The organism is Pantoea vagans (assembly GCF_001506165.1).
Lineage (GTDB): Bacteria > Pseudomonadota > Gammaproteobacteria > Enterobacterales > Enterobacteriaceae > Pantoea > Pantoea vagans_C.
In genome coordinates this window covers 4,089,626-4,114,842 of record NZ_CP011427.1, presented here as the reverse complement: position 1 = coordinate 4,114,842, position 25,217 = coordinate 4,089,626, and the positions used below count along the sequence as shown (strand labels likewise).

The 25,217-nt window shown below is 54.8% G+C and carries 23 protein-coding genes; 17 read left to right on the top strand and 6 right to left on the bottom strand.

Annotated elements, in window-relative coordinates:
* The first annotated feature begins 56 nt into the window (after positions 1-56).
* From glmU to LK04_RS18960, 8 genes are all read left to right on the top strand, one after another.
* The gene (gene glmU, locus LK04_RS18995) at positions 57-1,427 is read left to right on the top strand and encodes a bifunctional UDP-N-acetylglucosamine diphosphorylase/glucosamine-1-phosphate N-acetyltransferase GlmU (protein ID WP_039333006.1); all 1,371 of its coding nucleotides are present in this window, start codon (positions 57-59) and stop codon (positions 1,425-1,427) included.
* Between the two features lie 247 nt (positions 1,428-1,674).
* A complete protein-coding gene (glmS, locus tag LK04_RS18990) occupies positions 1,675-3,504 on the top strand; it encodes a glutamine--fructose-6-phosphate transaminase (isomerizing) (RefSeq protein WP_039333008.1) in 1,830 nt (609 codons plus the stop codon).
* Between the two features lie 177 nt (positions 3,505-3,681).
* Complete coding sequence (pstS, locus tag LK04_RS18985; protein WP_039333010.1) at positions 3,682-4,725, top strand: phosphate ABC transporter substrate-binding protein PstS; 1,044 nt, start codon at positions 3,682-3,684, stop codon at positions 4,723-4,725.
* Between the two features lie 90 nt (positions 4,726-4,815).
* Positions 4,816-5,778, top strand: a complete 963-nt coding sequence (gene pstC, locus LK04_RS18980) for a phosphate ABC transporter permease PstC (RefSeq protein ID WP_039333012.1) — start codon at positions 4,816-4,818, stop codon at positions 5,776-5,778.
* Positions 5,775-6,662 (top strand): phosphate ABC transporter permease PstA, encoded by an 888-nt coding sequence (gene pstA / locus LK04_RS18975; RefSeq protein WP_039333015.1) that lies wholly within the window; start codon positions 5,775-5,777, stop codon positions 6,660-6,662. The genes pstC and pstA overlap by 4 nt, the downstream gene beginning before the upstream one ends.
* A gap of 44 nt (positions 6,663-6,706) precedes the next feature.
* Positions 6,707-7,480, top strand: coding sequence for a phosphate ABC transporter ATP-binding protein PstB (gene pstB, locus LK04_RS18970; protein ID WP_039333017.1), 774 nt, complete (start codon positions 6,707-6,709; stop codon positions 7,478-7,480).
* A 14-nt stretch (positions 7,481-7,494) separates the two neighbouring features.
* Positions 7,495-8,229, top strand: a complete 735-nt coding sequence (gene phoU, locus LK04_RS18965; RefSeq protein WP_038643963.1) for a phosphate signaling complex protein PhoU — start codon at positions 7,495-7,497, stop codon at positions 8,227-8,229.
* 119 nt (positions 8,230-8,348) lie between these two features.
* On the top strand, positions 8,349-9,587 hold the full coding sequence (locus LK04_RS18960; RefSeq protein WP_039333019.1) for an MFS transporter: 1,239 nt from the start codon (positions 8,349-8,351) through the stop codon (positions 9,585-9,587).
* Positions 9,588-9,666: 79 nt separating this feature from the next.
* Here the strand turns inward: LK04_RS18960 and LK04_RS18955 are convergent, their stop codons facing one another.
* Both LK04_RS18955 and LK04_RS18950 read right to left on the bottom strand, forming a co-directional pair.
* A complete protein-coding gene (locus tag LK04_RS18955; protein ID WP_059109794.1) occupies positions 9,667-10,818 on the bottom strand; it encodes a DDE-type integrase/transposase/recombinase in 1,152 nt (383 codons plus the stop codon).
* A 104-nt stretch (positions 10,819-10,922) separates the two neighbouring features.
* Positions 10,923-11,915, bottom strand: coding sequence for a LacI family DNA-binding transcriptional regulator (locus LK04_RS18950; protein WP_039332083.1), 993 nt, complete (start codon positions 11,913-11,915; stop codon positions 10,923-10,925).
* 403 nt (positions 11,916-12,318) lie between these two features.
* On the opposite strand from LK04_RS18950, the gene LK04_RS18945 reads away from it, so the two are divergent.
* A complete protein-coding gene (locus LK04_RS18945) occupies positions 12,319-13,782 on the top strand; it encodes a sugar porter family MFS transporter (protein ID WP_039332081.1) in 1,464 nt (487 codons plus the stop codon).
* A gap of 13 nt (positions 13,783-13,795) precedes the next feature.
* Here the strand turns inward: LK04_RS18945 and LK04_RS18940 are convergent, their stop codons facing one another.
* The 4 genes from LK04_RS18940 to LK04_RS18925 all read right to left on the bottom strand — a co-directional run bounded on the left by LK04_RS18940 (position 13,796) and on the right by LK04_RS18925 (position 17,011).
* Positions 13,796-14,929 (bottom strand): ROK family protein, encoded by a 1,134-nt coding sequence (locus LK04_RS18940; RefSeq protein WP_039332079.1) that lies wholly within the window; start codon positions 14,927-14,929, stop codon positions 13,796-13,798.
* Positions 14,930-14,944: 15 nt separating this feature from the next.
* A complete protein-coding gene (gene dnaC / locus LK04_RS18935) occupies positions 14,945-15,685 on the bottom strand; it encodes a DNA replication protein DnaC (protein WP_039332076.1) in 741 nt (246 codons plus the stop codon).
* Positions 15,685-16,221, bottom strand: coding sequence for a primosomal protein DnaT (gene dnaT / locus LK04_RS18930; protein WP_039332074.1), 537 nt, complete (start codon positions 16,219-16,221; stop codon positions 15,685-15,687). The genes dnaC and dnaT overlap by 1 nt, the downstream gene beginning before the upstream one ends.
* A 97-nt stretch (positions 16,222-16,318) precedes the next feature.
* Positions 16,319-17,011 (bottom strand): autotransporter domain-containing protein, encoded by a 693-nt coding sequence (locus LK04_RS18925; protein WP_039332072.1) that lies wholly within the window; start codon positions 17,009-17,011, stop codon positions 16,319-16,321.
* 195 nt (positions 17,012-17,206) lie between these two features.
* Between LK04_RS18925 and LK04_RS18920 the strand changes: the two genes are divergently transcribed.
* The 8 genes from LK04_RS18920 to ghrB all read left to right on the top strand — a co-directional run bounded on the left by LK04_RS18920 (position 17,207) and on the right by ghrB (position 25,207).
* On the top strand, positions 17,207-17,767 hold the full coding sequence (locus LK04_RS18920; protein ID WP_039332070.1) for a DNA-3-methyladenine glycosylase I: 561 nt from the start codon (positions 17,207-17,209) through the stop codon (positions 17,765-17,767).
* Between the two features lie 109 nt (positions 17,768-17,876).
* Positions 17,877-18,539 (top strand): OmpA family lipoprotein, encoded by a 663-nt coding sequence (locus LK04_RS18915; RefSeq protein WP_039332068.1) that lies wholly within the window; start codon positions 17,877-17,879, stop codon positions 18,537-18,539.
* Positions 18,540-18,699: 160 nt separating this feature from the next.
* Positions 18,700-19,704, top strand: a complete 1,005-nt coding sequence (locus tag LK04_RS18910) for a LacI family DNA-binding transcriptional regulator (protein ID WP_039332065.1) — start codon at positions 18,700-18,702, stop codon at positions 19,702-19,704.
* Positions 19,705-19,762: 58 nt separating this feature from the next.
* On the top strand, positions 19,763-20,788 hold the full coding sequence (locus LK04_RS18905; RefSeq protein WP_039332063.1) for a LacI family DNA-binding transcriptional regulator: 1,026 nt from the start codon (positions 19,763-19,765) through the stop codon (positions 20,786-20,788).
* 144 nt (positions 20,789-20,932) lie between these two features.
* On the top strand, positions 20,933-21,682 hold the full coding sequence (locus tag LK04_RS18900; protein ID WP_039332061.1) for a sugar phosphate isomerase/epimerase family protein: 750 nt from the start codon (positions 20,933-20,935) through the stop codon (positions 21,680-21,682).
* A gap of 10 nt (positions 21,683-21,692) precedes the next feature.
* On the top strand, positions 21,693-22,631 hold the full coding sequence (locus tag LK04_RS18895) for a sugar kinase (protein ID WP_039332059.1): 939 nt from the start codon (positions 21,693-21,695) through the stop codon (positions 22,629-22,631).
* Positions 22,632-22,880: 249 nt separating this feature from the next.
* Positions 22,881-24,161, top strand: a complete 1,281-nt coding sequence (locus LK04_RS18890; RefSeq protein ID WP_039332056.1) for an MFS transporter — start codon at positions 22,881-22,883, stop codon at positions 24,159-24,161.
* A gap of 71 nt (positions 24,162-24,232) precedes the next feature.
* Positions 24,233-25,207: a glyoxylate/hydroxypyruvate reductase GhrB gene (gene ghrB, locus LK04_RS18885; RefSeq protein WP_039332054.1), complete on the top strand. Its 975-nt coding sequence runs from the start codon at positions 24,233-24,235 to the stop codon at positions 25,205-25,207.
* Positions 25,208-25,217 lie beyond the last annotated feature (10 nt).

Here is a 25,217-nt window from a genome sequence, read left to right as displayed (position 1 = left end):
AGTAATCTCAGAGGTAAACCTTACACTTTCGAAAGATAAATTGAGTCTGGATAGTTATGTCTACAAGCGCAATGAGTGTGGTGATCCTGGCCGCTGGCAAAGGCACCCGAATGTATTCCGATCTGCCAAAAGTGTTGCATACCCTGGCAGGTAAACCGATGGTTCAGCACGTGATCGATGCAGCAACCGGCCTTGGCGCTCAGCATGTGCATCTGGTCTATGGCCACGGTGGCGATCTGCTACAAGAGAAGCTGGCACACAACAGCCTGAACTGGGTACTGCAGGCAGAGCAACTCGGTACGGGCCATGCGATGCAGCAGGCGGCACCGTTCTTTGCCGATGACGAAGATATCCTGATGCTGTATGGCGATGTGCCGCTGATCTCCCAGCCGACATTGCAGCGCCTGCGCGAGGCTAAGCCGGAAGGCGGCATTGGTCTGCTGACGGTGGTGCTGGATAATCCAACCGGCTATGGCCGCATCGTGCGTGAAAACGGCACCGTCACCGGAATTATCGAGCAGAAAGATGCCTCAGCCGAGCAGCTTAAAATCCCTGAGATCAACACCGGCATCCTGATTGCCAATGGCGGGGATCTCAAGCGCTGGTTGGCCAAGCTCGATAACAATAATGCGCAGGGTGAATTCTACATCACCGATATCATTGCGATGGCGCACCATGAAGGTCGCGTGATCAATGCCGTCCATCCGGCTCGTATCAGTGAAACCGATGGCGTGAACAACCGCCTGCAACTGGCGACGCTGGAACGCGCCTACCAAAGCGAGCAGGCAGAAAAACTGCTGCTGGCGGGCGTGATGCTGCGCGATCCAGCTCGTTTCGATCTGCGCGGCACTCTGCAACATGGTCGTGATGTGGAGATCGATACCAACGTCATCATTGATGGCCGTGTCACGCTGGGCAACCGCGTCAAGATAGGCGCTGGGTGCATCATCAAAAACAGCACGCTCGCTGATGACTGCGAAATCAGCCCCTATTCCGTTATTGAAGATGCCACGCTGGCCGCCGCTTGTACGGTTGGACCCTTTGCGCGTCTGCGTCCCGGCAGTGAGTTGGCGGAAGAGGCACACGTCGGCAATTTCGTTGAGATGAAAAAAGCCACCCTGGGCAAAGGATCTAAAGCCGGTCATCTTTCTTATCTCGGGGACGCGGAGATTGGCGCGGGCGTGAACATCGGTGCAGGCACCATTACCTGTAACTACGATGGCGCCAATAAATCGAAAACTATTATCGGTGATAACGTGTTTGTTGGCTCCGATACACAACTGGTCGCGCCGGTTACGGTCGCGGCGGGTGCCACTATTGCAGCAGGCACCACGGTCATGAAAGACGTGTTGGCTGACGATCTGGTCTATAACCGTAAAGAACAAAATCAGAAGTCTGGCTGGCAGCGTCCGGTTAAGAAGAAATAAATTTTAAGGGCTGGCAAAGATCAGCTTGTGAGAAAAAGCTACCCGAAATAATTCGAGTTTCAGGAAGGCGGCAAGTGCATGAATCCTCAGGAGCTTACTGAAGTAAGTGACTGAGGTGAATGCACGTAGCCAACGCACCTGAAATTTGAAGTATGAAGGGTAGATCCCCCACTCTCTACAAGGCTCGGGGAAAATCAGGTCAAAAAGACAACGCAATGGCCGAAAGCCATGAAGTCAGGAAATTATTATGTGTGGAATTGTTGGTGCAGTAGCGCAGCGTGACATCGCAGAAATTCTGCTGGAAGGTCTGCGTCGTCTTGAATATCGCGGTTATGACTCTGCTGGTCTGGCAGTGGTTGACCGTCAGGGCCACATGACGCGTCTGCGTCGTCTGGGTAAAGTGGCGAATCTGGCAGAAGCGGCTGAACAGCAACCGCTGATTGGCGGTACCGGTATCGCGCACACGCGTTGGGCAACACACGGCGAGCCGTCAGAAGCCAATGCGCATCCGCATATCTCTGAGCACATCATCATTGTGCATAACGGCATCATTGAGAACCATGAGCCACTGCGCGCCCAGATGATCGAACGTGGTTACAGCTTCGCTTCAGAAACCGATACCGAAGTGGTCGCGCATCTGGTGCACTGGGAGCAGAAGCAGGGCGGCACATTGCGCGAAGTGGTGTTGCGCGTTATTCCGCAACTGCGCGGTGCCTATGGCATGGTGATCATGGACAGCCGCGATCCCTCTGTGCTGGTGGCCGCCCGTTCCGGCAGCCCGCTGGTGATTGGCCGCGGCGTGGGTGAAAACTTTATCGCCTCCGATCAGCTGGCCCTGCTGCCGGTGACCCGCCGCTTTATGTATCTGGAAGAGGGCGATATCGCCGAGATTACCCGCCGCGAAGTCACCATTATCGATCGTGATGGTAAACCCGCGAAGCGCGCGGAAATCGAATCCACTGCGCAGTACGATGCCGGTGATAAAGGCGCCTATCGCCACTACATGCAGAAAGAGATCTACGAGCAGCCAAACGCGATTAAAAACACCATCACCGGTCGTTTTAATCACGGGCAAATCGATCTCAGCGAACTGGGTGCCAATGCCGAAGCGTTGCTGAGCCAGGTTGAGCACATCCAGATTATCGCCTGCGGCACCTCATATAACTCCGGGATGGTGTCACGTTACTGGTTCGAGTCGCTGGCCAACATCCCTTGCGATGTAGAGATCGCCTCTGAATTCCGCTACCGCAAATCCGCCGTGCGTAAAAACAGCCTGCTGATCACCCTGTCGCAATCGGGTGAGACGGCTGACACGCTGGCTGCCCTGCGCCTGTCGAAAGAGTTGGGTTATCTTGGCTCGCTGGCTATCTGTAACGTTGCCGGTTCTTCACTGGTGCGTGAATCGGATCTGGCGCTGATGACCAAAGCCGGTACTGAAATCGGTGTCGCCTCGACCAAAGCATTTACCACGCAGCTGGTGGTGTTGCTGATGCTGGTGGCGAAACTTGGCCGACTGCACGGCATGAAGCCGGAAACCGAGCATGAGATTGTGCATGCGCTGCAGGCATTGCCGAGCCGTATCGAGCAGATGCTGGCACAGGATAAGGTGATTGAGAGCCTGGCTGAAGGATTCTCCGACAAGCATCACGCGCTGTTCCTTGGCCGTGGCGATCAGTACCCAATCGCCATGGAAGGCGCGCTGAAGCTGAAAGAGATCTCCTATATTCATGCTGAAGCCTACGCGGCCGGAGAGCTGAAACACGGCCCGCTGGCGCTGATTGATGCCGATATGCCGGTGATCGTCGTTGCACCGAATAACGAGCTGCTGGAGAAGCTGAAATCCAACATTGAAGAGGTACGCGCACGCGGCGGTCTGCTGTATGTGTTTGCCGATCAGGATGCCGGCTTTACGGACAGTGATGGCATGAAAATTATCTCTCTGCCGCACGTTGAAGAAGTGATTGCACCGATCTTCTATACCGTTCCTTTGCAGCTGCTTTCATATCATGTTGCGCTGATCAAAGGCACCGACGTTGACCAGCCGCGTAACCTGGCGAAATCGGTTACCGTTGAATAATCAGTAAAAAGAGCGGGTCTGCAATGGGCCCGCTTGCTTTTTAAACGATGTCATATAACTGTCATATTTCGTACATTTCACTGTCATCAAACTGTCCTATTTTCCCTCCAGCAGCAATCACTGACTCCAACTAAAATGGCATTGAGCCTGATTTTTTTTAAATCCCCTGGAGGGAACATGACACTGATGCGTACATCCGTAGCCCGAATCCTCGCCGCCACCTTCGCAGTAAGCGCGGTATCTGCTTTTGCAGCCACCGATCTGACTGGCGCTGGCGGTACATTCCCGGCACCGGTTTATGCCAAGTGGGCAGCAGAATACCAGCAAGCCACCGGTAGCAAAATCAACTATCAGGGTATTGGTTCTTCAGGCGGCGTGAAGCAGATCATCGCTAAAACCGTTGATTTCGGTGCGTCTGATGCGCCGATGGCTGATGCCGATCTGGAAAAAAATGGTCTGTTCCAGTTCCCTACCGTTATCGGTGGTGTGGTGCTGGCCGTTAACATCCCAGGTGTGAAATCAGGTGAATTGACCCTCGACGGCAAAACTGTGGGTGACATCTACCTGGGTAACATCAAAAAGTGGAACGACCCGGCGATCACTAAACTGAACCCAGGTGTGAAACTGCCAGACACCAACATCAACGTGGTTCGCCGTGCTGATGGTTCAGGTACTTCTTTCGTGTTCACCAGCTACCTGTCTAAAGTTAACTCAGACTGGAACAGCAAAATTGGTAAAGGCAACACCGTTAACTGGCCAACCGGTCTGGGCGGTAAAGGTAACGATGGCGTTGCAGCCTTCGTACAGCGCCTGCCGGGTTCAATTGGCTACGTAGAATATGCGTATGCTAAGCAGAACAACCTGACTTATACCAAACTGGTTGATGCAGACGGCAAATCAGTTGCACCAAGCGAAGCCAGCTTTGCGAATGCAGCGAAAGGCGCAAACTGGAGCGAATCTTTCGCTCAAGACCTGACCTTCCAGAAAGGCAACGACGCATGGCCGATCACCTCAACCACATTCATCCTGATTTACAAAGATCAGGCGAATGCTGAGAAGGGTGCTGAAGTGCTGAAGTTCTTCGACTGGGCTTACAAAGGCGGCAGCAAAACTGCAACCTCACTGGACTACGCTGCACTGCCAGAAAGCGTGGCTAACCAGATTCGTACTGCCTGGAAAGCGAACATCAAAGACAGCGCCGGCAAAGCGATTTACAAGTAAGCGAATGACCCGGTCAGCCCACCTGGCTGACCCACCCCGATGGGCGGCATAAAATGCCGCCCTGAACTTCCTCTGAGAACCGAGAAACTTATGGCTGCCACTAAGCCGACGTTCAAAGCCCCAGGTAAACAAGGTGACATGATTTTTGGCGCGCTGGTGAAACTTTCCGCGCTTATCGTGTTGTTGTTGATGGGTGGCATTATCGTCTCCCTGATTTTCTCCTCTTGGCCAAGCATCCAGAAATTTGGTTTTTCCTTCTTATGGACCAAAACCTGGGATGCGCCAAATGAACAATTTGGTGCGCTGGTACCGATTTACGGCACCCTCGTCACCTCACTTATTGCCCTGATCATCGCTGTGCCGGTGAGCTTCGGTATTGCGCTGTTCCTGACGGAACTGGCGCCCAACTGGTTACGTCGCCCGCTGGGCACGGCAATTGAGCTGCTGGCCGCGATCCCCAGTATCGTTTACGGCATGTGGGGCCTGTTTATCTTCGCCCCGCTGTTCGCTGAGTACTTCCAGACACCGGTCGGCAACATCATGTCGAACATTCCGTTTGTGGGTGCCCTGTTCTCAGGCCCGGCATTCGGTATCGGTATCCTGGCCGCCGGCGTGATCCTCGCCATCATGATCATTCCGTACATTGCATCGGTGATGCGTGATGTGTTTGAGCAGACGCCGGTGATGATGAAAGAGTCCGCCTACGGCATTGGTTGCACTACGTGGGAAGTGATCTGGCGCATCGTGCTGCCGTTCACCAAAAACGGGGTCATCGGTGGTGTGATGCTTGGCTTAGGTCGTGCACTGGGTGAAACCATGGCCGTAACCTTTATCATCGGTAACACTTACCAGCTCGACAGCGCCTCGCTGTTTATGCCGGGCAACAGTATTACCTCCGCGCTGGCGAACGAGTTTGCAGAAGCCGAATCGGGCGTTCACGTAGCGGCACTGATGGAACTGGGTCTGATCCTGTTCGTGATTACCTTTATCGTGCTGGCGATCTCCAAACTGATGATCCTGCGTCTGGCGAAGAGTGAAGGAGCCCGTTCATGACCGCTATCGAAATGCACGCACGTGCTGAGCTGGAAGCGTCGCGTCGTAAAATGCAGGCGCGACGCAGCGCCAAGAATAAAGTTGCCCTGACGTTATCCATGCTGACCATGGCCTTCGGCCTGTTCTGGCTGATTTGGATTTTGTTCACTACCGTCACCAAAGGTATTGATGGCCTGAGCTGGTCGTTATTTACAGAATCAACGCCGCCACCGAACACCGCAGGCGGTGGTTTAGCCAACGCCCTGGCCGGCAGTGGATTACTGATTCTGTGGTCAACGGTGATTGGTACGCCGCTGGGGATCATGGCAGGCATCTATCTGGCTGAATATGGCCGCAAGCACTGGTTAGCGGAAGTGATTCGCTTCATCAACGACATCCTGTTGTCAGCGCCCTCGATTGTGGTCGGTTTGTTCGTTTACACCATCGTGGTTGCGCAGATGCAGCACTTCTCTGGCTGGGCGGGCGTAGTGGCACTGGCACTTTTGCAGATTCCAATCGTTATCCGTACGTCAGAAAACATGCTGCGTCTGGTGCCAGACAGCATGCGTGAAGCGGCTTATGCGCTGGGTACGCCAAAGTGGAAGATGATTTCCGCCATCACGCTGAAAGCCTCGGTATCCGGCATCATTACCGGTGTCCTGCTGGCCGTCGCGCGTATTGCGGGTGAAACGGCACCGCTGCTGTTTACCGCGCTGTCGAACCAGTTCTGGAGCACCGACATGATGCAGCCCATCGCGAACTTGCCGGTGACCATCTTCAAATTCGCCATGAGCCCGTTTGCCGAATGGCAAAGTCTGGCGTGGGCGGGTGTGTTGATTATCACCCTGTGCGTGCTGCTGCTGAACATTGTCGCGCGTGTTGTTTTCGCCAAGGGCAAACATTAATTCCCCGGCGCGGCTTCGGCGGCGCTGCACAAGAGAGATGAGCAATGAGTATGGCAACGACTTCTGCCGGTAAAATTCAGGTTCGCAATCTGAACTTCTATTACGGTAAGTTTCACGCTCTGAAGAACATTAACCTGGATATCGCGAAGAACCAGGTCACCGCCTTCATCGGACCGTCAGGCTGTGGTAAATCCACCCTGCTGCGCACCTTCAACAAGATGTACTCGCTCTATCCTGAGCAGCGTGCGGAAGGTGACATTCTGTTGGATGGCGACAACATTCTGGCCTCCAGTCAGGACATCGCCCTGCTGCGCGCACGCGTGGGCATGGTGTTCCAGAAGCCAACACCGTTCCCGATGTCGATTTATGACAACATCGCCTTCGGTGTGCGTCTGTTTGAAAAACTGTCACGTGCCGATATGGACGAACGCGTGCAGTGGGCGCTGACCAAAGCCGCGCTGTGGAATGAAACCAAAGACAAGCTGCATCAGAGCGGTTACAGTCTCTCCGGCGGCCAGCAGCAGCGTCTGTGTATTGCACGCGGCATCGCGATTCGCCCGGAAGTGCTGTTGCTGGATGAGCCATGCTCGGCACTCGACCCGATCTCTACCGGTCGTATTGAAGAGCTGATCACTGAGCTGAAGCAGGATTACACTGTGGTGATCGTGACGCACAACATGCAGCAAGCCGCGCGTTGTTCTGACCATACCGCTTTCATGTATCTGGGCGAACTGATTGAGTTCAGCGACACCGATACACTGTTTACCAAGCCCGCACAGAAGCAGACCGAAGATTACATCACCGGTCGTTACGGCTGATTCAGGAGACGCACATGGACAATTTGAATCTGAACAAACACATCTCCGGTCAGTTCAACGCGGAGCTGGAACACATTCGCACTCAGGTGATGATCATGGGTGGCATGGTGGAGCAGCAGCTCACCGATGCCATTACCGCGATGCACAATCAGGATGGCGAGCTGGCACGTCGCGTGATCGACGGTGACCAGAAGGTCAACATGATGGAAGTGGAGATTGATGAAGCCTGCGTGCGCATCATCGCCAAACGCCAGCCTACCGCCAGCGATTTGCGCCTGGTGATGGCGATCATCAAGACCATCTCTGAGCTGGAGCGTATTGGTGACGTGGCTGAAAAAATCAGCCGCACGGCGCTGGAGAAGTTCAGCCAGCAGCACCTGCCGTTGCTGGTCAGCCTGGAGTCTCTGGGCCGCCACACCGTGCAAATGCTGCACGACGTGCTGGATGCGTTTGCGCGTATGGATCTGAATGAAGCCATTAAGATCTACCGCGAAGACAAGAAAGTGGATAAAGAGTATGAAGGCATCGTGCGCCAGCTGATGACCTACATGATGGAAGATCCACGCACCATCCCCAGCGTACTGACTGCCCTGTTCTGCGCCCGTGCGATTGAGCGTATCGGCGACCGCTGCCAGAATATCTGCGAAATTATCTTCTATTTCGTGAAAGGTCAGGATTTCCGTCACGTGGGCGGCGACAAGCTGGATGAACTGCTGTCAGGCGACGACGGCAGCAACAAACCCTCTTAATTGCCGTTTCGGCTGCCTGTTGCCACTGTGGCACACAGGCAGCTATCTTCATTTCTGATTGGTCTCCGCGATTTCCTCTCTTTATACTTGGCGCACTTTTTTCTGCCAGGTGCTGTTACATGTCTTCCGCAAAACCAAAAAAAAATGCCGTCACACCGGCTAAAGCGATGCTGGCCGCCATCAGTGGCTACGCGATGGACGGATTTGATCTGCTTATTCTGGGCTTTATGTTACCGGCGATCAGCGTCTCGCTGGCGCTCGATCCTTCTCAGGCCGGTTCGCTGGTCACCTGGACACTGATTGGTGCGGTGATAGGCGGCATTGTGTTTGGCCACCTCAGCGATCGCTATGGCCGCATTCGCATCCTCACCGTCACGATTCTGATGTTCTCCGTGTTTACCGGGCTGTGTGCGGTGGCACAGGGGTACTGGGATTTACTGGCTTACCGCACGCTGGCGGGCGTGGGCTTGGGCGGTGAGTTTGGTATCGGCATGGCTTTGATTGCCGAAGCCTGGCCGAAAGAGAAGCGCAATCGCGCCTCCGCCTGGGTGGGCATTGGCTGGCAGCTCGGCGTGTTGCTGGCGGCGTTTATCACTCCGCCGCTGTTGAGCGTGATTGGCTGGCGCGGCATGTTCCTGGTGGGTTTGCTGCCTGCACTGGTGTCATTTGTGATTCGTCGCAGTATGGGCGAGCCTGAGGGCTTTACTCAACACGTAGAGAAAACCCCACTGCTGTCGTTTGCCGCGCGCATCAAACTGCTGTTTGCCGATCGCGCCACCAGTAAAGCCAGCCTCGGCATCTTTATTCTCTGCTCGGTGCAAAACTTTGGTTATTACGGCTTGATGATTTGGATGCCAAGCTATCTGTCATCCAGCTTTGGCTTCAGTCTGACCAAATCGGGTCTCTGGACAGCTGTCACCGTGGTCGGCATGACCTTTGGTATCTGGCTGTTTGGCGTGCTGGCCGATCGTTTTGCGCGCTGGAAAATTTTCCTGCTGTATCAGTTTGGTGCGGTGGCCATGGTGGTGGTGTATGCGCAACTGCGTGACCCTACGGTGATGCTGTTTACCGGGGCCATTATGGGGATGTTTGTGAATGGCATGATTGGCGGCTACGGTGCCCTGATCTCTGACACCTTCCCGCCACAGGCACGCGCCACCGCGCAGAACGTTTTGTTCAATCTGGGACGTGGTGTGGGTGGCTTTGGCCCGTTAGTCATCGGCTTGCTGGCGGCAAAAATCTCGTTTACTGCGGCCATCACGCTGCTGGCGCTGATTTATCTGCTGGATATTGTCGCCACACTGTTCCTGTTGCCGAAGAAGCAGAGTAACGAAGATTCGCTGGGCGCGATTGGTTAAAATTTGCTGGTGCGCATGAAGGTACAACCGGGCACATGGGTAACAGATCAGACCGGGCACATAGGTAACACTTTTGTGCTCAGTCGATTCGAATAATACTTTTTTCTGCCCGGTCATAATACGCCAGTATCACCCTGTCGAAGAGGATGACGTCAACTCCGTCATCCACTTCCAGGAACCTCACGTACTCACCCCGTAATGCCGAACTCAGGAACGTGCGCCCGTTCAGGCTCAGGTCACCTTTTTCTCCGACTTTATATAGCTTTGCCCCCTCCGGATAGTTCACCTCAGGCACTTTTCCATCCCAACTTCGCGGTGAGGGCACCCATATTTTTGCGGGCGGTACCTGTCCATGAGCCTCATGCGGCTTCTCCCGATTGAACTCATTACGCCATCCGTTACACCACACCCGTTGTTCCGACAGCGAGCCAAACACATCATGGTGGCTCATCGCGGTCTTCATCGAGAGATGCATGCGCTCGTGACGGGCATTTTGCCCCGGACATCCCGGCGTGGTTCTTTCTGTTTTAATACCCAACTTCATCAGCCACACGCTCCACTGTGTCAGCGCCAGGATGCCCGGCGCGACGAAGGGAGAGCCGTTATCGGTGCGGATAATGTCGGGGAGTCCACCTTCGCGGAAGGCGGCTTCCATACAGCCACGCACGAATGTCGTGGTCTCTGACGTGCCGGGCTCACAGCACAGGAGGTAGCGGCTGTGGTTGTCGGTGAGGGTGAACGGGCGGCACCAGCTGCCGTCTTTCAGGCGAAAGCGGCCCTTAAAGTCAGCGCTCCAGACGTGATTATTCCTGTTCGCATCGGTGAGTTCGTTCAGATTTCCCGGCGTACGCTTGCGCCTTATCCGTGGAGAAACCAGCCCTTCTTCTTTCAAAAGGTCCCCTATCGTGCTGGCCGCGGGAACGATGAAGTCAGCGTTGTTATTGAGGAACCAGTGGCGAATTTTTTTAGGCCCCCAGTCGGGATGCTGCTGGCGAAAGAGGACGAGTTGTCCGGCGATATCCGGAGGGATTTTTTCTGGCTGCGTGAGACGGGCACGGGAGCGATTTTCAACAGAGGAGAGCTCTTCAGCATTAAATCGCTTAAGCCATTTATAGCCGGTTTTTCGACTAATGCCGTGAAGGTGGCAAAGCTCGGTCATGGATTTCTCGCCTGCCTGACAGGCGAGGATGAAATGAAGGCGTTGCATGGTAACAGTCTCAGTCCAGGGCATAGTGAGTCTCCTCTGCTATACCAATTTATAACTGTTACCCATGTGCCCGGTCTAAAGTGTTACCTATGTGCCCGGTTTGCACCTGAATGCGCACCGGTTTCATCTCAGATGGTCGCACCCATGGAAAGCCGGTAATGCAGGTTGACCTGTTCGATGGTGGGTTGCTGATTGATCTTTTTCAACACGATCTCGGTCGCCACTTTCCCCATCTCAAATCGTGGGGTGATCACGCTGGCTAAGCGTGGCGTGGTCGCCTGACCGATATCAAGTCCGTGGAAACCGGCAATCGCCATGGCCTGAGGGACCGCAATACCTGCGGCCTGGCACTCCTGCAATACCCCAACCGCCAAATCATCATTGGTACACAGAATGGCATCCATCTCCGGATAGAGCTGGCGCGCCAGCGTCATCATGCCGGTACCAATCGATACTGAAGAGACCTTGTTCGGCACAATACGCCCTGCCGGAAAACCTGCCGCTTCTACCGCATCACGATAACCCGCATAGCGCTGCTCATCACGGCGATCGGACATCGAACCAAAGTAGATGACGCGCTGCTTGCCGCTGGCCAGCAACATGGATGTCATATCATAGCCTGCGCGATAGTTATCAAACCCCACGTTAATGCGCCCGTTTGCCTCGGTAAGGCCCATCACTTCTGCCACAGGTATGTTGGCGGCATTGAGGTATTTCTCAGCGCGGACGGTGTGCACCGATTCCGTCAGAATCAGCCCTTTAATATTGAACGCCAGCACGGTAGCAATCTGCTCTTCTTCGCGCTGGGCGTTGTAGTCATAGTTGACCACCAGCGTCTGATAACCGTGCGCACTGGTCACGGACTCAATGCCTGCCAGCAAATCGGCAAAGATTTGGTTATTAAATGAAGGGATCAATACACCGATGCGCGGCTGGCTTTGGTTCGCCACGGCGGCGTTTTCAGGATCGGGGATGTAGCCGATTTCGGCAATCACGCCAGCGATTTTCTCCGCCGTTTCCGTTTTGACCTTTTCCGGCGTGCGTAAATAGCGGCTAACCGTCATTTTGGTGACGCCCGCCAGGGTAGCAATATCGTCCAGAGTGATGCGCTGCGTTTTCATTGCGACGTCCGCAAAGATGGCCTGTCAATCAACGTATTATGCCCGTTGCCCGCCAAAAAATGAAACGAACACACAGTATCAATGATGAGGAAAAATTATCGTGAAATTGCAGAATGAAAATTTCAGACATTTTCAATAGAAAACAAAAAATGCAATGTTGTTTTATAGCGATTTGATAAGAAACCCATCATTTCAGCCATTTATGGCCCTGACGAGATCACGACCAACAGCAATTTTCGCAACCTCCTTCACACTTTCCGGAAAAAATGATCCAAAAACCATCATTTAGAACATATATTCCATGATGATTACCTCGAGTGAATAACGCTGAACATCGATAACCTACACCACTCCTCTTTCTGAACACGTAACGTTCAGGCTGTAGAGACAAGGGGCTATAACAATGGATACCAGGCAAAAACGCTACAACATGAAGTACGTCATCCTTTGCTGTACCGTCGCGGCATTTGGCGGACTGTTAATGGGTTATGACTCTTCTATCATCTCCGGTGCAATTGAACCATTAAGCGAATACTTCCAGCTGACGCCCGCAGAGACCGGTTGGGCCGTTTCGAATATTCTGCTCGGCAGTTTAGTGGGTTGTTTTATTGCCCCGCGCCTGAGCGATAAATTAGGCCGTAAAAAGTCCCTCGCTATCACCGCATTACTGTTTACCGTTTCGGTGATCGGCACCGCCATCGCACACAACTTCACCGTGTTCGTGCTGTTCCGAATGATTGGTGGATTAGCCATTGGTCTGGCTTCGGTGATCTCCCCCATCTATCTGGCTGAACTGTCACCGTCGAAATTTCGTGGCCGCACCACCGCGCTCTATGCAGTGTGCTGTGTGGGCGGCCAGTCGGTAGTGTTGCTGACGAACTACTTCATCACCAAGTCCATGCTGCCAGAAGCGATGATAGCCATGGGCTGGCGTTACATCCTGGCCACCGCATTGGTGCCTTGTGCGCTGTTTATTTTCTTCATCGCTTTTATTCCAGAGTCACCACGCTGGAACGTGCTGAAGGGAAAATACAATGAAGCACTGGATACCCTGACCAAAATCTCCAACCGCGAACATGCCGAAAGCGTGTTCAATGAAATTAAACACTCCTTCTCTGAGAAGACCGCGCAGCAGCATAAAGCGCGCCTGCGTCTGGATAAAACCACCATCCCATTACTGGTGATCGGTATTGGTCTGGCCGTGGGTAACCAGATCAGCGGCATCAACGTGATTCAGTATTTTGGTCCAACGCTGCTGAAAAACGTTGCGGGCAGTACTGATTCGGCCCTGCTGCAAACCTTCTGGCTGTCGATTTGTCAGTTCATTGGCGTGCTGGCAGGCATGATGCTGATTGATAAGATAGGTCGTCGTAAACTGCTGTTGCTGGGCGCGATCACCTCTTGTGTCTGCCTTGCTTACTCGTTTATCGCCTTCTTCTATCATCTGCCGGGTTTACTGGCGGTGGTGGGTCTGTTCGCATATATGATTTTCTTTGGCATGACCTGGGGTCAGATTGTCTGGACGGTGCTGGGCGAAATCTTCCCGACGGAGATTCGTTCGATTTGCGTGGGAATTTCCATCTGTGCGATGTCGCTGGCGAACTTTGTCATCAGCAGCACCTTCCCAATTATGAACAGCAGCCCGATGTTACTGGATCTGTTCCACGGCGGCTTCCCGCTGCTGCTGTTCGCGATTTTCTCGCTGGGTATGTACTTCTTCACCTTCCGCTATCTGCCAGAAACAGCCGGCGTATCGCTGGAGAAAATCCACGGCTTAGTGCTGGAGAAGTTTAACGTCGATGCGGAGTTGCCGCAGAGCACCACCACCAGCAAGGCCAGCGAGTCGTTTGATATCCCACGGCATTGATTGCGCAATCCAATTAATTCACCGCGCGCTCATACTGCTCGATCACCGCCAGCGCCAAACCGTTGGCGGGATCAATACGCTGCGGCAGGAAATGCAGCTGAGTATGGCTAAAGGTAAATGCCAATGTGCCATTCTGTGCCGCTTGCTGCACCGCCTGCACAAAAGCAGGATGCGCATTCCACGGCCCATCAATAATAATACTGGCCGGATTCACCAACTGCATCACATGACTGAGTGCGTGTCCCACATGATGACCGGTTAACGCCATCACCTCATCAACGATCTGCGGTTCACTCGCCGCGTTTTGCCAGCGCAAACCGGTTTTACGTTGTCCCAACTGCTGCTGGATCGCCGGATGGCTGACCAGCGTTTCCAGACAGCCTAACCGACCACAGCTACAGCGCAGACCTTGTGGCTGCACCTGCATGTGCCCAATCTCACCGGCGGTCCAGCTGCCGCCGACAAACACTTCCCCTTGCTCAACCAATGCGCCGCCGACACCTTCGCCAATGCGCAGGTAGAAATGGCTTTGTGATTTATCCAGGTCAAGCTGCTGCACCGAGAGCAGCGCCGCCGCTTTCACGTTGTGCATAATGCGCAGCGGCAAAGTGGTGGCACAGCTCAGCGGTGTGAGTACATCAACATCCTGCCAGTCAAGGTGGGCAGAAAAGTGCACCCAACCACGCTGGGGATCGATGATGCCGGGGAAACCCACGGCGATGCCCAATAGCTCGGGATGAGCAGCGTGCAGTGTCTGGCACACTTCCGCCAACTCCTGCAGCAGCAGCGCAGGGTCGGCCGTGTTGGAGTGCCAGGTCTGTTCGGCAATCACCTGAGAGTAATAGTCGCAGACCCGCCAGTGAATGGCGTTGCGCTCCACCATGATGCCAGCATTTTTCAGCTTTTCTGCGCGCAGCTCTATCTCGATTTTTGGCCGCCCGGCGGCAGCCACGCTCACCGGACCGAGCTCATTGATCAGCCCTTGCGCCAATAAATCATCGACAATCAGGGAAACGGTGTTTTTGCTGAGCTGAAGCGCGAGTGCCAGATCCTGGCGAGAGGTGATGCGGGTGGTACGCAGTTGCGTCATCACCCGCTTAAGATTGTTGAGTCGCAGTAACGCGGGACCTTTACCGGCTGCTTTCATTGCGCGCTTACCTAATCAATACTCATCGCCGCGCACGCGGCTACGGTAGCTTTCCCAGTCGAAACGTACCCACAAACTGGTGCCAAGGCGCATACGGTCCATCACGCGTTCGCCCAGCAATCCGTTCATCCCAGCAGGATCAAGATTGGACAGCATGCCGGTGGGCCGTTTTGAAGAAGAACGACGATCAACAATCTGGTTAATGATCACTTTTTCATAGCGTGACTCACTCTGCATGCCGATCTCATCGATCACCAGCAGATCCACATGGCTGAGATCCTGCAGCAGACGCTCTTCAGTAATATCACTGCCGCCACTGAAGGTGCCTTTCATGCTCGACATCAAATCGGCCACAGTCACAATCAGCACGCTTTTGCCACGCAGGATGAGATCGTTACCAATGGCCGCCGCCAGATGGTTTTTACCGGTGCCGGGACGGCCAGAGAACACAAAACTGGCGATGCTGTTGTCGAATCCGGCGGCATATTCCCGCGCCAAAGCCAGCGCCTTGCGCTGGCCATCGTTCTCAACGCGGTAGTTGTCGAACGAGCAGTTCATATGCAGTTCACGGATACCGGAACGCCCCATGATGCGCTGCATTTTCATGGCGCGGTTTTCCCGCACGATGGCTTCAGATCGCAGACGGCCCTGCTCCTGATTCCACGCCAGCAGCTCTTTACCGTTTTTAAATTTCGGTTGCACATCCGCAGGCATAAATTTTTTCAGGCGACTGAAAAGATCGTTCGGCGTTTTCATCACTCACCTCGGAATCCATCGGGAATATCGTAATTGGTATTGCTGACCTGGGTTACGTCACGCTTCGGCTGTCCGCCGTTGGCCGCACGGTTCATCTGCACGCTGCGCGCCAGTTTCTGCTGCCACTGCACATGATGAAACAGTCGGCCTTCCGCCTGCCAGTAAGCAACAAAAGTCGCCAACTCGGCAGCCGTCACCGGCTCGCTGAGTGCGATGCCCCAAATGGCGGCCTGGCGCTGAAAATCCTGATCGGGCTGCCAGCCCTGATACAGGGCGAATTTCCCCACCGGCGTACTGATCGGCGCGGCATCGGTATGAAACAGGCTGTCATCCAGGGTGACATCATTCGGCTGCTGCGCGGCGGCTTCCAGCGCCAGCAAGTGCGCCAGGCGCTGCGGCGTAATGGCATAAAATGCCGGCGCATTGTTGTGCAACACCGCCAGCACACCGTTATCGGCCTGCTGCAACACGGCAAGCGGATCCTGGCAAAAGCCATCCAGCCCCACCAGCGTTGAAGATAAGATTTTAACTGACATGAAGAAACCTGACGTTGACTAACCTGAAGTATTTAGCGTACAGCTTCGGCACTAAGCGGCCAGTGTACCTGTTTTAATGCGACGGATCGCGCAGGAATTAGAAGCTGGCGCTGACGCCGAGGCTGTAAATAAACTGTTCACCGCTGATCACCGCACCGGTCTGAGAGAAAGAAGCAAAGGCCGCCAGATTTTGCCCCAACGGGACATTCGCGCCCACGCTCACATCCACCCAGCGGCTCTCCTGATTGATTTCTTCAGGACGATCGCGCGTGGCTAGCGGGCTATCGTAGTTCAATTGATGGCTATAGCTAACCTGTGCCCAGGGTGAAATCCAGCCAAGTGTGGAATCAACGCGCCAGCCCAGTGACGCCACATGCCCGGCGTTATTGCCATCAACAAATTCGCACTTCGGGCAACTCAGATGGGAGTCATCTACGGCAAATTGCGCCACCGGTCCGGTGCTGACCGTCTGGCTCATTGGCATTTGCCAGCCCGCTGAATAGCGATTAGCGAAAGGCGCATTACCCACGCTGGCCGTTTCACTGTGCAGCACCATTGCGCCCTCATCCGGTGAATTCAGCACGGCATCCATCAAGCTGATGTCGTTATTTTCTGTCAACATCAGGCGATTACTGGAAATCTTTTCCGCCAGTATCGCGTTGTAATCCGGCACATTATCCCCGCTGGCCTGGCCCCAGGCATTGGCAGACATGGCCGTAAATAACAGCCACACACCGCCAAAAGCCAGCATGCGAATGTGCTGGCCTGTCCGCTGACTTTTCTGCAACATGAAAGACTCCTGACGAGCCAGAAAGGGATCGGGTTTTAAGGTTATGGATACCTGTCATCATCTGCCGTGCAGCCAACGCAACTGCTCCACGAAAAATGACAGGTATATTATCGGCACCCTTTGATTAACTATTAATCGATTCTGAGATACGTCAAGAGATTAACAGCTTTTTCCTCATGCTAAGGGAGTGATGCAATGCAACGTTGTGGCTGGGTAACACAGGATCCGCTCTATCTGGCGTACCACGATAACGAGTGGGGCGTACCGCAAACTGATAAGCGTGCCTTATTTGAGATGATCTGCCTTGAGGGACAACAGGCTGGATTGTCCTGGATCACCGTGCTGAAAAAACGTGAAAACTACCGCCGCGCCTTCCATGAGTTTGACCCCCATGCTGTCGCCCGGATGGATGAGGCTGATATGCAACGTTTGCTGCAGGATAGCGGGCTGATTCGCCATCGCGGCAAACTGGAAGCGATAATCAATAATGCGCGTGCGATGCTGGCGCTGGAGGCTGAGGGCGTAGACTTTTCAGGCTTTATCTGGGCATTTGTCGATAACCAGCCGATTTTACACCGTTTCGCGGATTATAAACTGGCCCCTACCACCTCTGAGCCTGCCATTGCGCTATCTAAAGCGCTAAAGAAGCGTGGTTTTAAATTCGTCGGCCCCACAACCTGCCACTCTTTTTTGCAGGCCTGTGGCTTGATCAACGATCATCAAACCAGCTGTTTCTGCCATCCCGATAATCTTTAACGCAAATCTTTACATTTTAAGACTGGGCCTCACGTATTTCCCCATTATTGAACGGCATAATAGCCCCGTTTGGGGCATTTTCCCCGTTTGACTTTGTGAGGGATTTCCAATGAATAAGCGTGTTTTGGCGCTGGCCTTGTTACTGAGCGGCAGCGTGGCGCTGTCGGGTTGTACCACCAATCCTTATACCGGCGAATCACAGGCCGGTAAATCGGGCATCGGCGCGGGCCTGGGTGCCGTGCTGGGTGCGGGCGTGGGTGTGTTGTCATCCTCGAAGAAAGATCGCGGTAAAGGGGCACTGATTGGTGCCGCATCCGGTGCCGCACTGGGCGGCGGTGTTGGTTATTACATGGATGTGCAGGAAGCGAAACTGCGCGATAAAATGCGCGGTACTGGCGTCAGCGTAACGCGCCAGGGCGATAATATCGTGCTGAATATGCCGAACAACGTGACCTTTGACTCGAACAGCAGCAACTTAAAACCGGCAGGCGCCAACACCCTGACGGGCGTGGCGATGGTCCTCAAAGAGTATCCAAAAACCGCCGTGAATGTGGTGGGCTTCACCGACAGCACCGGCACACGTGCGCTGAATATGAAATTGTCACAGCAGCGTGCGGAAAGCGTGGCCAGCGGTCTGATTCTGCAAGGTGTGGCGCAGAACCGTCTGCGTACGCAAGGCATGGGCCCGGATAATCCAGTTGCCAGCAACAGCACAGAAGCCGGTAAAGCACAAAACCGTCGTGTCGAGATTACGCTCAGTCCGCTGGGCTAATTCTGTCGCCGGTCTGCTACTGCAGATCGGCGTTTGTGCGCTTTTTTGCGCGGTATTTAGCGCTTTTTGTGTAAGAAAACGCTCAATAATCGTCAACCGATAGAGCCGAAAAATACTTTATGCTAGCGTGATCAAAAATTGATCGGTGGAACATCTCATCATGTCGCTAAAAGCCATTGCTGCGGCCCTCGGCCTCTCTGTTACTACCGTGAGTCGTGCGCTAAATGGCTATGATGATGTGGCGGAAGCCACGCGCAAAAGGATTGAAGATGAAGCCACCTCGCGCGGCTATCGCCCTAATGATGCTGCCCGTCGCTTAAAAACCGGCCGAGCCAACGCCATTGGCTTGGTCTTTCCCGTCAGCACCGCCTCCCTCAATGACAGCTACTACAGCGAAATGCTGCAAACGCTCGATCAGCGCCTGGCGCTGCATGAAATCGACCTGATGATTCTGCCGGATAAACCGCACGATCAGCACCGAACTGTCATGCGTATGTTGCGCAGCGGCTCACTTGACGCGCTGATTTTGACGCACACCCTGCCGCACGATCTGCGCCTGGAACGCCTGCAACAAAAGGGGTATCGCTTTCTGACGCTGGGTCGCAGCCAACTCCCACAGCCTTACGCATGGTTTGATTACGACAACCATGCAGGCACCCTGTTAGCTGCCGAACACTGCCTGCAGCAGGGATGGACGCGTCTCGCCTATCTCGGGGGCGACGAACCCTGTACCTACATTATCGATCGTCGCCAGGGCTTTGTGGATGCGTTCACCCAGCACCAGCCCTCCATTGCGCCTACCATGCTGGCGGCGCTGCCCGTCACCCGACGCTCGGGTTATCAGCAAACGCAGCGCTGGCTGTCGCAGGACATCGCACCTCAGGCAATCATCACCGATTGCGCGCCGCTGGGCGAAGGCGCGGCGATTGCGCTGCAACAGGCCGGACGCCTGAGCGGCTCACGAGCGATTCCGCTGTTTGTTTATGACGGCCTGCCGCACGACTCGATTATTGACGAGCCCGTGAATGCCATTCTGCAATTATCGCAACAGCGCATTGGCGAACGCGTGGCAGAGATGGTGCTGCAACTGCTCGAAGGTGCGCCCCTCGAGACCCTGCAAACACTGTGGCAACCGATGCTGCGCCTCACTTCTGACGCACAATGATTGCGTGACGCCTGCGCTGTGGTAGTCTTCGCCTGATTGAATTATTCAGGTATCCGCAATGAAAACCAGGCCGCCACGAGCCACAATCAGTGACGTTGCCCGTACGGCAAAAACCGGTAAAACCAGCGTTTCCCGCTACCTCAATGGCGAAGTGAATGTGCTCTCGCCCGATCTCAAAGCACGTATTGAACAGGCCATCGCCGATCTTGATTATCGTCCAAGCCAAATGGCACGCGGCCTGAAGCGCGGACGCACGCGCCTGATTGGCCTGATTATTGCGGATATCACCAACCCCTACTCGGTGGATGTGTTGAGCGGCATTGAAGCAGCCTGCCGTGCGCAGGGCTTCACCCTGCTGATGTGTAACACCAACAACGAAGTCGACCGTGAGCAGTATTACCTGCAACTGCTGAGCAGCTATCAGGTCGAGGGGATTGTGGTGAATGCCGTCGGTATGCACGAAGAAGTGCTGAAACGCCTGCAGCAGTCGATGCTGCCCATGGTGCTGATTGACCGCAAAATCCCTGACTTTGCCTGCGATGTGGTGGGCCTGAATAACCCTGAAGCGTCGCATATTGCCACGCAGCATCTGTTGGATAATGGCTATGATGCCCTGCTGTTCCTCAGCGAACCACTCGGTAGCGTCAACACCCGTCGTGAACGTCTGGCCGCTTTTCATCACACCTGCAAAACACGCGCGCACGTGCTGGCTGAAAACGCCGAAGTGCCGCTACATCAACCAGAACAAATGGAAAGCGTATTGCGCGCCTTCCAGCAACGTCATCAAGAGAAGCGCTGCGCCGTCATTGCCGCCAACGGTGCATTGACGCTGCAGGTGGCGCGCGCTTTACAGCGCCTTGAATTGCGCTGGGGCGAAACCATCGGGCTGCTGGGCTTTGATGAGCTGGAGTGGGCCGCACTGGCGGGTGTCGGGATTACCACCCTGAAACAGCCCACCTGGCAAATTGGCTATGCCGCGCTGGAACAAGTGATTGCGCGTATTGATGGCAATGACCAGCCGATCAGCGAGCAGGTTTTCTCCGGTGAATTGATTGTGCGCGGCTCCAGCCAGCCGCTACGCTAAGTCTCCTCCCTTTGGCTCACTTCGTGAGCAGGATCATAAATCCACACTCTGTGGCTTTCTTTTGGAACCGGTTCCATTTAGGTTTTTATCATGATGTTTGTAGGGTGCGTGTTTCAGACGCAACGGCCTCAAGGAGAATCGAAAATGGCACATCCGGAAATTATCGTGGTCACCGCCGCTTACGGCACACAGAAAGTCGCGGAACTGGGCGGGCAAACGGCACTGCTGCCGATGATTAAAGCCGCGGGCGCAGATGGCGTAGAAATCCGTCGCGAACTGTTCAGCGAAGACGATTTGCTGCGTTTGCACACGCTGAACAAGGCACTGGCTGAGCAGCAACTCAGTGCCAGTTACTCGGTACCCGAGGCGTTGTGGTTAGAAGATGGCACGTTGAACCCGCGCCTGGCCCAGTTCTTGTTAGAAGCCGAACAGATCGGTGCCAAGCGGCTTAAAATCGCCCTCGGCCATTTCGTCGGCCTCTCTGATCCGCAGTTGGTTGAGGTGCTGGCGGCATCGCCGGTGACGCTGGTGGTCGAAAATGATCAAACGCCTGACAGCAAACTCGCGCCGATGGTGAACTTCTTCCATCGCGCCTGTGATGCGGCGTTACCGCTGGATATGACTTTCGACATGGCTAACTGGGTGTGGACAGGTGAAGACGCTCTGCAAGCCGCAGAACAGCTGAGCCGCTACGTCAGCTACATCCATGTTAAGGCCGCCGTACCGCACGGTGAGACGTTCCGCGCCATCGCGCTGGATGAAACCGACGGAAGCTGGCGACCGCTGCTCAGTGCACTGCCAAAAGATGCGCCGCGCGGCATTGAGTTCCCGCTGGAAGGCGCAGATCTGCTGGCGGTAACCCGTCACTACGTTGATCTGCTGCGTGCGGTGTAAGGAGTCGACCATGAAGCGACTTGATGTGGTGACGATAGGCGAAGCGATGGCGATGTTTATCGCGCAACAGGCGGGCGATCTCGCAGCGGCTGACCACTTCGTTAAACGCATTGCCGGCGCGGAACTGAATGTCGCGATCGGGCTTGCGCGATTGGGCTTGCAGGTCGGTTGGGTCAGCCGCGTCGGCGACGACAGCTTCGGACGCTTTACCTTGCAGCAGTTGGCGAAAGAGAATGTCGATCATCACTGTGTGACCACGGATGCGCGCTACCGCACTGGATTTCAGCTCAAGTCGCGCGTCGATGACGGTTCAGACCCTGAAGTGGAGTATTTCCGCCAGGGCTCTGCCGCCAGCCATCTGTCACCCGATGACTTCGACGCCGATTACTTCGGGGGTGCACGCCATCTGCATCTGAGTGGTGTGGCCGCCGCGATCTCCGCCAGTTCACTGGAACTGAGCAAACATGCTGCCAAGGAGATGCGCGTACGCGGTAAAACCATCTCCTTTGATCCCAATCTGCGCCCGGTGCTGTGGCGCAGTGAAGAAGAGATGCGCAAGCAACTGAATGGGCTGGCAGAGTACGCAGACTGGGTGCTGCCAGGCGAGAAAGAGGGGCTGATCCTCACCGGCTATCGCCAGCCGGAAGCTATCGCTGATTTCTATCTTGATAAAGGCGTGCGTGCCGTGGTGATCAAAACCGGCTGCGACGGTGCCTGGTACAAAACCGCTGAGGGCGAAAAAGGCTCGGTCGCGCCGATTCTGGTCGAGAACGTGGTGGATACCGTTGGTGCGGGCGATGGTTTTGCCGTGGGGCTGATTAGCGCACTGCTGGAAGGTCAATCACTGCCGCAGGCGATTCTGCGTGGCAATAAAATCGGCTCGCTGGCGATTCAGGTCGCGGGCGACAGCGAAGGGCTGCCCACGCGAGCAGCGCTGGGGGATTATTAATCACCGGTCGCCATAAGTGCGTACCTGGCTAATCCTTCTGTCTCTATACCCAAAATAATTCGAGATACCCAAAATAATTCAAATTTCAGGAAGGCGGCAAGTGCATGAATCCTCGGGAGCTTACTGAAGTCAGTGACAGAGGAGAATGCACGTAGCCAACGCACCTGAAATTTGAAGTATGAAGGGTATACAACACTATTCCGAGGCATATCCACTGAATGTGCCCGCCTCAAAACAGAGGAGTCACCCATGAAATCGCAGACAATCGCGCCAAAACGCTGGTGGTTTATCATGCCCATCGTGTTTATCACCTACAGTCTGGCGTATCTGGACCGGGCGAACTTTAGTTTCGCCTCTGCCGCAGGGATTAATGACGATCTCGGCATCACCAAAGGCATGTCATCGCTGCTGGGTGCCCTGTTCTTCCTTGGCTACTTCTTCTTCCAAATCCCCGGCGCGATGTATGCCGAACGCCGCAGCGTGAAGAAGCTGATCTTCTGGTGCCTGATTTTATGGGGCGGCTGCGCCTCTTTAACCGGCGTGGTGAGCAATATCCCGATGCTGGCTGCCATCCGTTTTGTGCTCGGCGTGGTTGAGGCTGCGGTGATGCCGGCGATGCTGATTTACATCAGCAACTGGTTCACTAAATCAGAACGTTCACGTGCTAATACCTTCCTGATCCTCGGCAACCCGGTCACAGTGCTGTGGATGTCGGTGGTGTCTGGCTATCTGATTAACGCTTTCGGTTGGCGCGAGATGTTCATCTTCGAGGGCATTCCCGCCGTGATTTGGGCGGTGGCCTGGTGGTTCCTGGTGCAGGACAAACCCGCACAAGCCAAATGGATGAGCGACGAAGAGAAATCTGCCCTGCAGGCACAGTTGCAGAAAGAGCAGGAGAGCATCAAAGCGGTCCGCAACTATGGTGAAGCGTTCCGTAATCGCAACGTGATTATCCTGTGCATGCAATATTTTGCCTGGAGCATCGGCGTGTACGGTTTCGTGCTGTGGCTGCCGTCCATTTTGCGTAACGGTACGCAGATGGGTATGGTGGAAGCCGGTTGGCTTTCTGCGGTGCCGTATCTGGTCGCCACTGTCGCGATGGTGGTGGTGTCCTGGGCATCGGATAAAACACAAAATCGTAAGCTGTTTGTCTGGCCGCTGCTGCTGATTGGTGCGCTGGCGTTCCTCGGTTCGTATCTGGTGGGTTCCAGCAACTTCTGGCTCTCCTATACGCTGCTGGTGATTGCTGGAGGTGCCATGTACGCGCCATACGGTCCGTTCTTTGCCATCATTCCTGAGATGCTGCCGCGTAACGTCTCAGGCGGTGCCATGGCCCTGATCAACAGCATGGGTGCGCTCGGTTCCTTTATCGGTTCCTGGATTGTGGGCTATCTTAATGGCGCGACCGGCAGCCCCGCCGCTTCCTACATTTTCATGGGTGCCGCGCTGCTGGTTTCGGTATGGCTGACGTTGATTGTCAAACCGGCTGAGAACAAAACATCGCCGATTCATGGCGCAAAGCACGCGTAAGGATGTGCCTTAGCGCGTCCATTGCCACGGGAGGCCTGAAGGCCTCCCCGACACATTTTGAGGGAGATACGATGAAACCTGCTGTGATTCTGTATAAGAGCCTGCCCGATGACCTGCGCGCGAAGCTCGATGCCCATTTTACCGTGACCGAAGTGAATAACGTTGCGCCAGAAACCGTGCAGCAACACGCGGCGCAATTTGCTGAAGCGCAGGGTTTGCTGGGTTCCGGCGGGAAAGTGAATGGCGATCTGCTGGCGGCGATGCCCGCGTTGCGTGCCTGCTCGACGGTGTCGGTGGGATACGACAACTTTGACGTCGAGGCACTAAACCAACGCAAAGTGCTGCTGATGCACACCCCGACCGTGCTGACTGAAACCGTGGCCGATACCATGATGGCGCTGGTGCTGAGCACCGCCCGCCGTGTGACGGAATTGGATAAATGGGTCAAAGCGGGCGAATGGAAGAAGAGCATCGGCCCGGAATATTACGGCACCGATGTGCATCACAAAACCCTCGGCATTCTCGGCATGGGCCGCATCGGTCTGGCGCTGGCACAGCGTGCGCACTTTGGCTTCGGCATGAACATTCTCTATAACGCTCGTCGTCAGCATGAAGAGGCGGAAACGCGTTTCGGCGCGCGCGCCTGTGACCTGGAAACACTGCTGAAAGAAAGCGATTTTGTCTGCATCAGCCTGCCGCTGACCGAACAGACGCACCACATGATCGGCGCAGCACAGCTTAAGCAGATGAAATCCAGCGCGATTCTGATTAACGCAGGCCGTGGTCCGGTAGTGGATGAACAGGCACTGACCGCCGCACTGAAGGACGGCACCATTCATGCAGCGGGTCTGGACGTGTTTGAAGTGGAGCCGGTTCCCGCTAATGCGGAACTGCTCAAGCTGCCGAACGTGGTGGCCCTGCCGCACATCGGTTCTGCCACCCATGAAACGCGCTACGGTATGGCACGTGATGCGGTGGATAACCTGATTGCCGCACTGAGCGGCAAAGTTGAGAAAAACTGCGTTAACCCACAGATTCAAGGTTAAGCCCGCTGCT

What these genes read in the sequence shown, in the direction of transcription:
- glmU (WP_039333006.1), top strand. Translation starts at nt 57, where the DNA reads ATGTCTACAAGCGCAATGAGTGTGGTGATCCTGGCCGCTGGCAAAGGC.
- glmS (WP_039333008.1), top strand. Translation starts at nt 1,675, where the DNA reads ATGTGTGGAATTGTTGGTGCAGTAGCGCAGCGTGACATCGCAGAAATT.
- pstS (WP_039333010.1), top strand. Translation starts at nt 3,682, where the DNA reads ATGACACTGATGCGTACATCCGTAGCCCGAATCCTCGCCGCCACCTTC.
- pstC (WP_039333012.1), top strand. Translation starts at nt 4,816, where the DNA reads ATGGCTGCCACTAAGCCGACGTTCAAAGCCCCAGGTAAACAAGGTGAC.
- pstA (WP_039333015.1), top strand. Translation starts at nt 5,775, where the DNA reads ATGACCGCTATCGAAATGCACGCACGTGCTGAGCTGGAAGCGTCGCGT.
- pstB (WP_039333017.1), top strand. Translation starts at nt 6,707, where the DNA reads ATGAGTATGGCAACGACTTCTGCCGGTAAAATTCAGGTTCGCAATCTG.
- phoU (WP_038643963.1), top strand. Translation starts at nt 7,495, where the DNA reads ATGGACAATTTGAATCTGAACAAACACATCTCCGGTCAGTTCAACGCG.
- LK04_RS18960 (WP_039333019.1), top strand. Translation starts at nt 8,349, where the DNA reads ATGTCTTCCGCAAAACCAAAAAAAAATGCCGTCACACCGGCTAAAGCG.
- LK04_RS18955 (WP_059109794.1), bottom strand. Translation starts at nt 10,818, where the DNA reads ATGCCCTGGACTGAGACTGTTACCATGCAACGCCTTCATTTCATCCTC.
- LK04_RS18950 (WP_039332083.1), bottom strand. Translation starts at nt 11,915, where the DNA reads ATGAAAACGCAGCGCATCACTCTGGACGATATTGCTACCCTGGCGGGC.
- LK04_RS18945 (WP_039332081.1), top strand. Translation starts at nt 12,319, where the DNA reads ATGGATACCAGGCAAAAACGCTACAACATGAAGTACGTCATCCTTTGC.
- LK04_RS18940 (WP_039332079.1), bottom strand. Translation starts at nt 14,929, where the DNA reads ATGAAAGCAGCCGGTAAAGGTCCCGCGTTACTGCGACTCAACAATCTT.
- dnaC (WP_039332076.1), bottom strand. Translation starts at nt 15,685, where the DNA reads ATGAAAACGCCGAACGATCTTTTCAGTCGCCTGAAAAAATTTATGCCT.
- dnaT (WP_039332074.1), bottom strand. Translation starts at nt 16,221, where the DNA reads ATGTCAGTTAAAATCTTATCTTCAACGCTGGTGGGGCTGGATGGCTTT.
- LK04_RS18925 (WP_039332072.1), bottom strand. Translation starts at nt 17,011, where the DNA reads ATGTTGCAGAAAAGTCAGCGGACAGGCCAGCACATTCGCATGCTGGCT.
- LK04_RS18920 (WP_039332070.1), top strand. Translation starts at nt 17,207, where the DNA reads ATGCAACGTTGTGGCTGGGTAACACAGGATCCGCTCTATCTGGCGTAC.
- LK04_RS18915 (WP_039332068.1), top strand. Translation starts at nt 17,877, where the DNA reads ATGAATAAGCGTGTTTTGGCGCTGGCCTTGTTACTGAGCGGCAGCGTG.
- LK04_RS18910 (WP_039332065.1), top strand. Translation starts at nt 18,700, where the DNA reads ATGTCGCTAAAAGCCATTGCTGCGGCCCTCGGCCTCTCTGTTACTACC.
- LK04_RS18905 (WP_039332063.1), top strand. Translation starts at nt 19,763, where the DNA reads ATGAAAACCAGGCCGCCACGAGCCACAATCAGTGACGTTGCCCGTACG.
- LK04_RS18900 (WP_039332061.1), top strand. Translation starts at nt 20,933, where the DNA reads ATGGCACATCCGGAAATTATCGTGGTCACCGCCGCTTACGGCACACAG.
- LK04_RS18895 (WP_039332059.1), top strand. Translation starts at nt 21,693, where the DNA reads ATGAAGCGACTTGATGTGGTGACGATAGGCGAAGCGATGGCGATGTTT.
- LK04_RS18890 (WP_039332056.1), top strand. Translation starts at nt 22,881, where the DNA reads ATGAAATCGCAGACAATCGCGCCAAAACGCTGGTGGTTTATCATGCCC.
- ghrB (WP_039332054.1), top strand. Translation starts at nt 24,233, where the DNA reads ATGAAACCTGCTGTGATTCTGTATAAGAGCCTGCCCGATGACCTGCGC.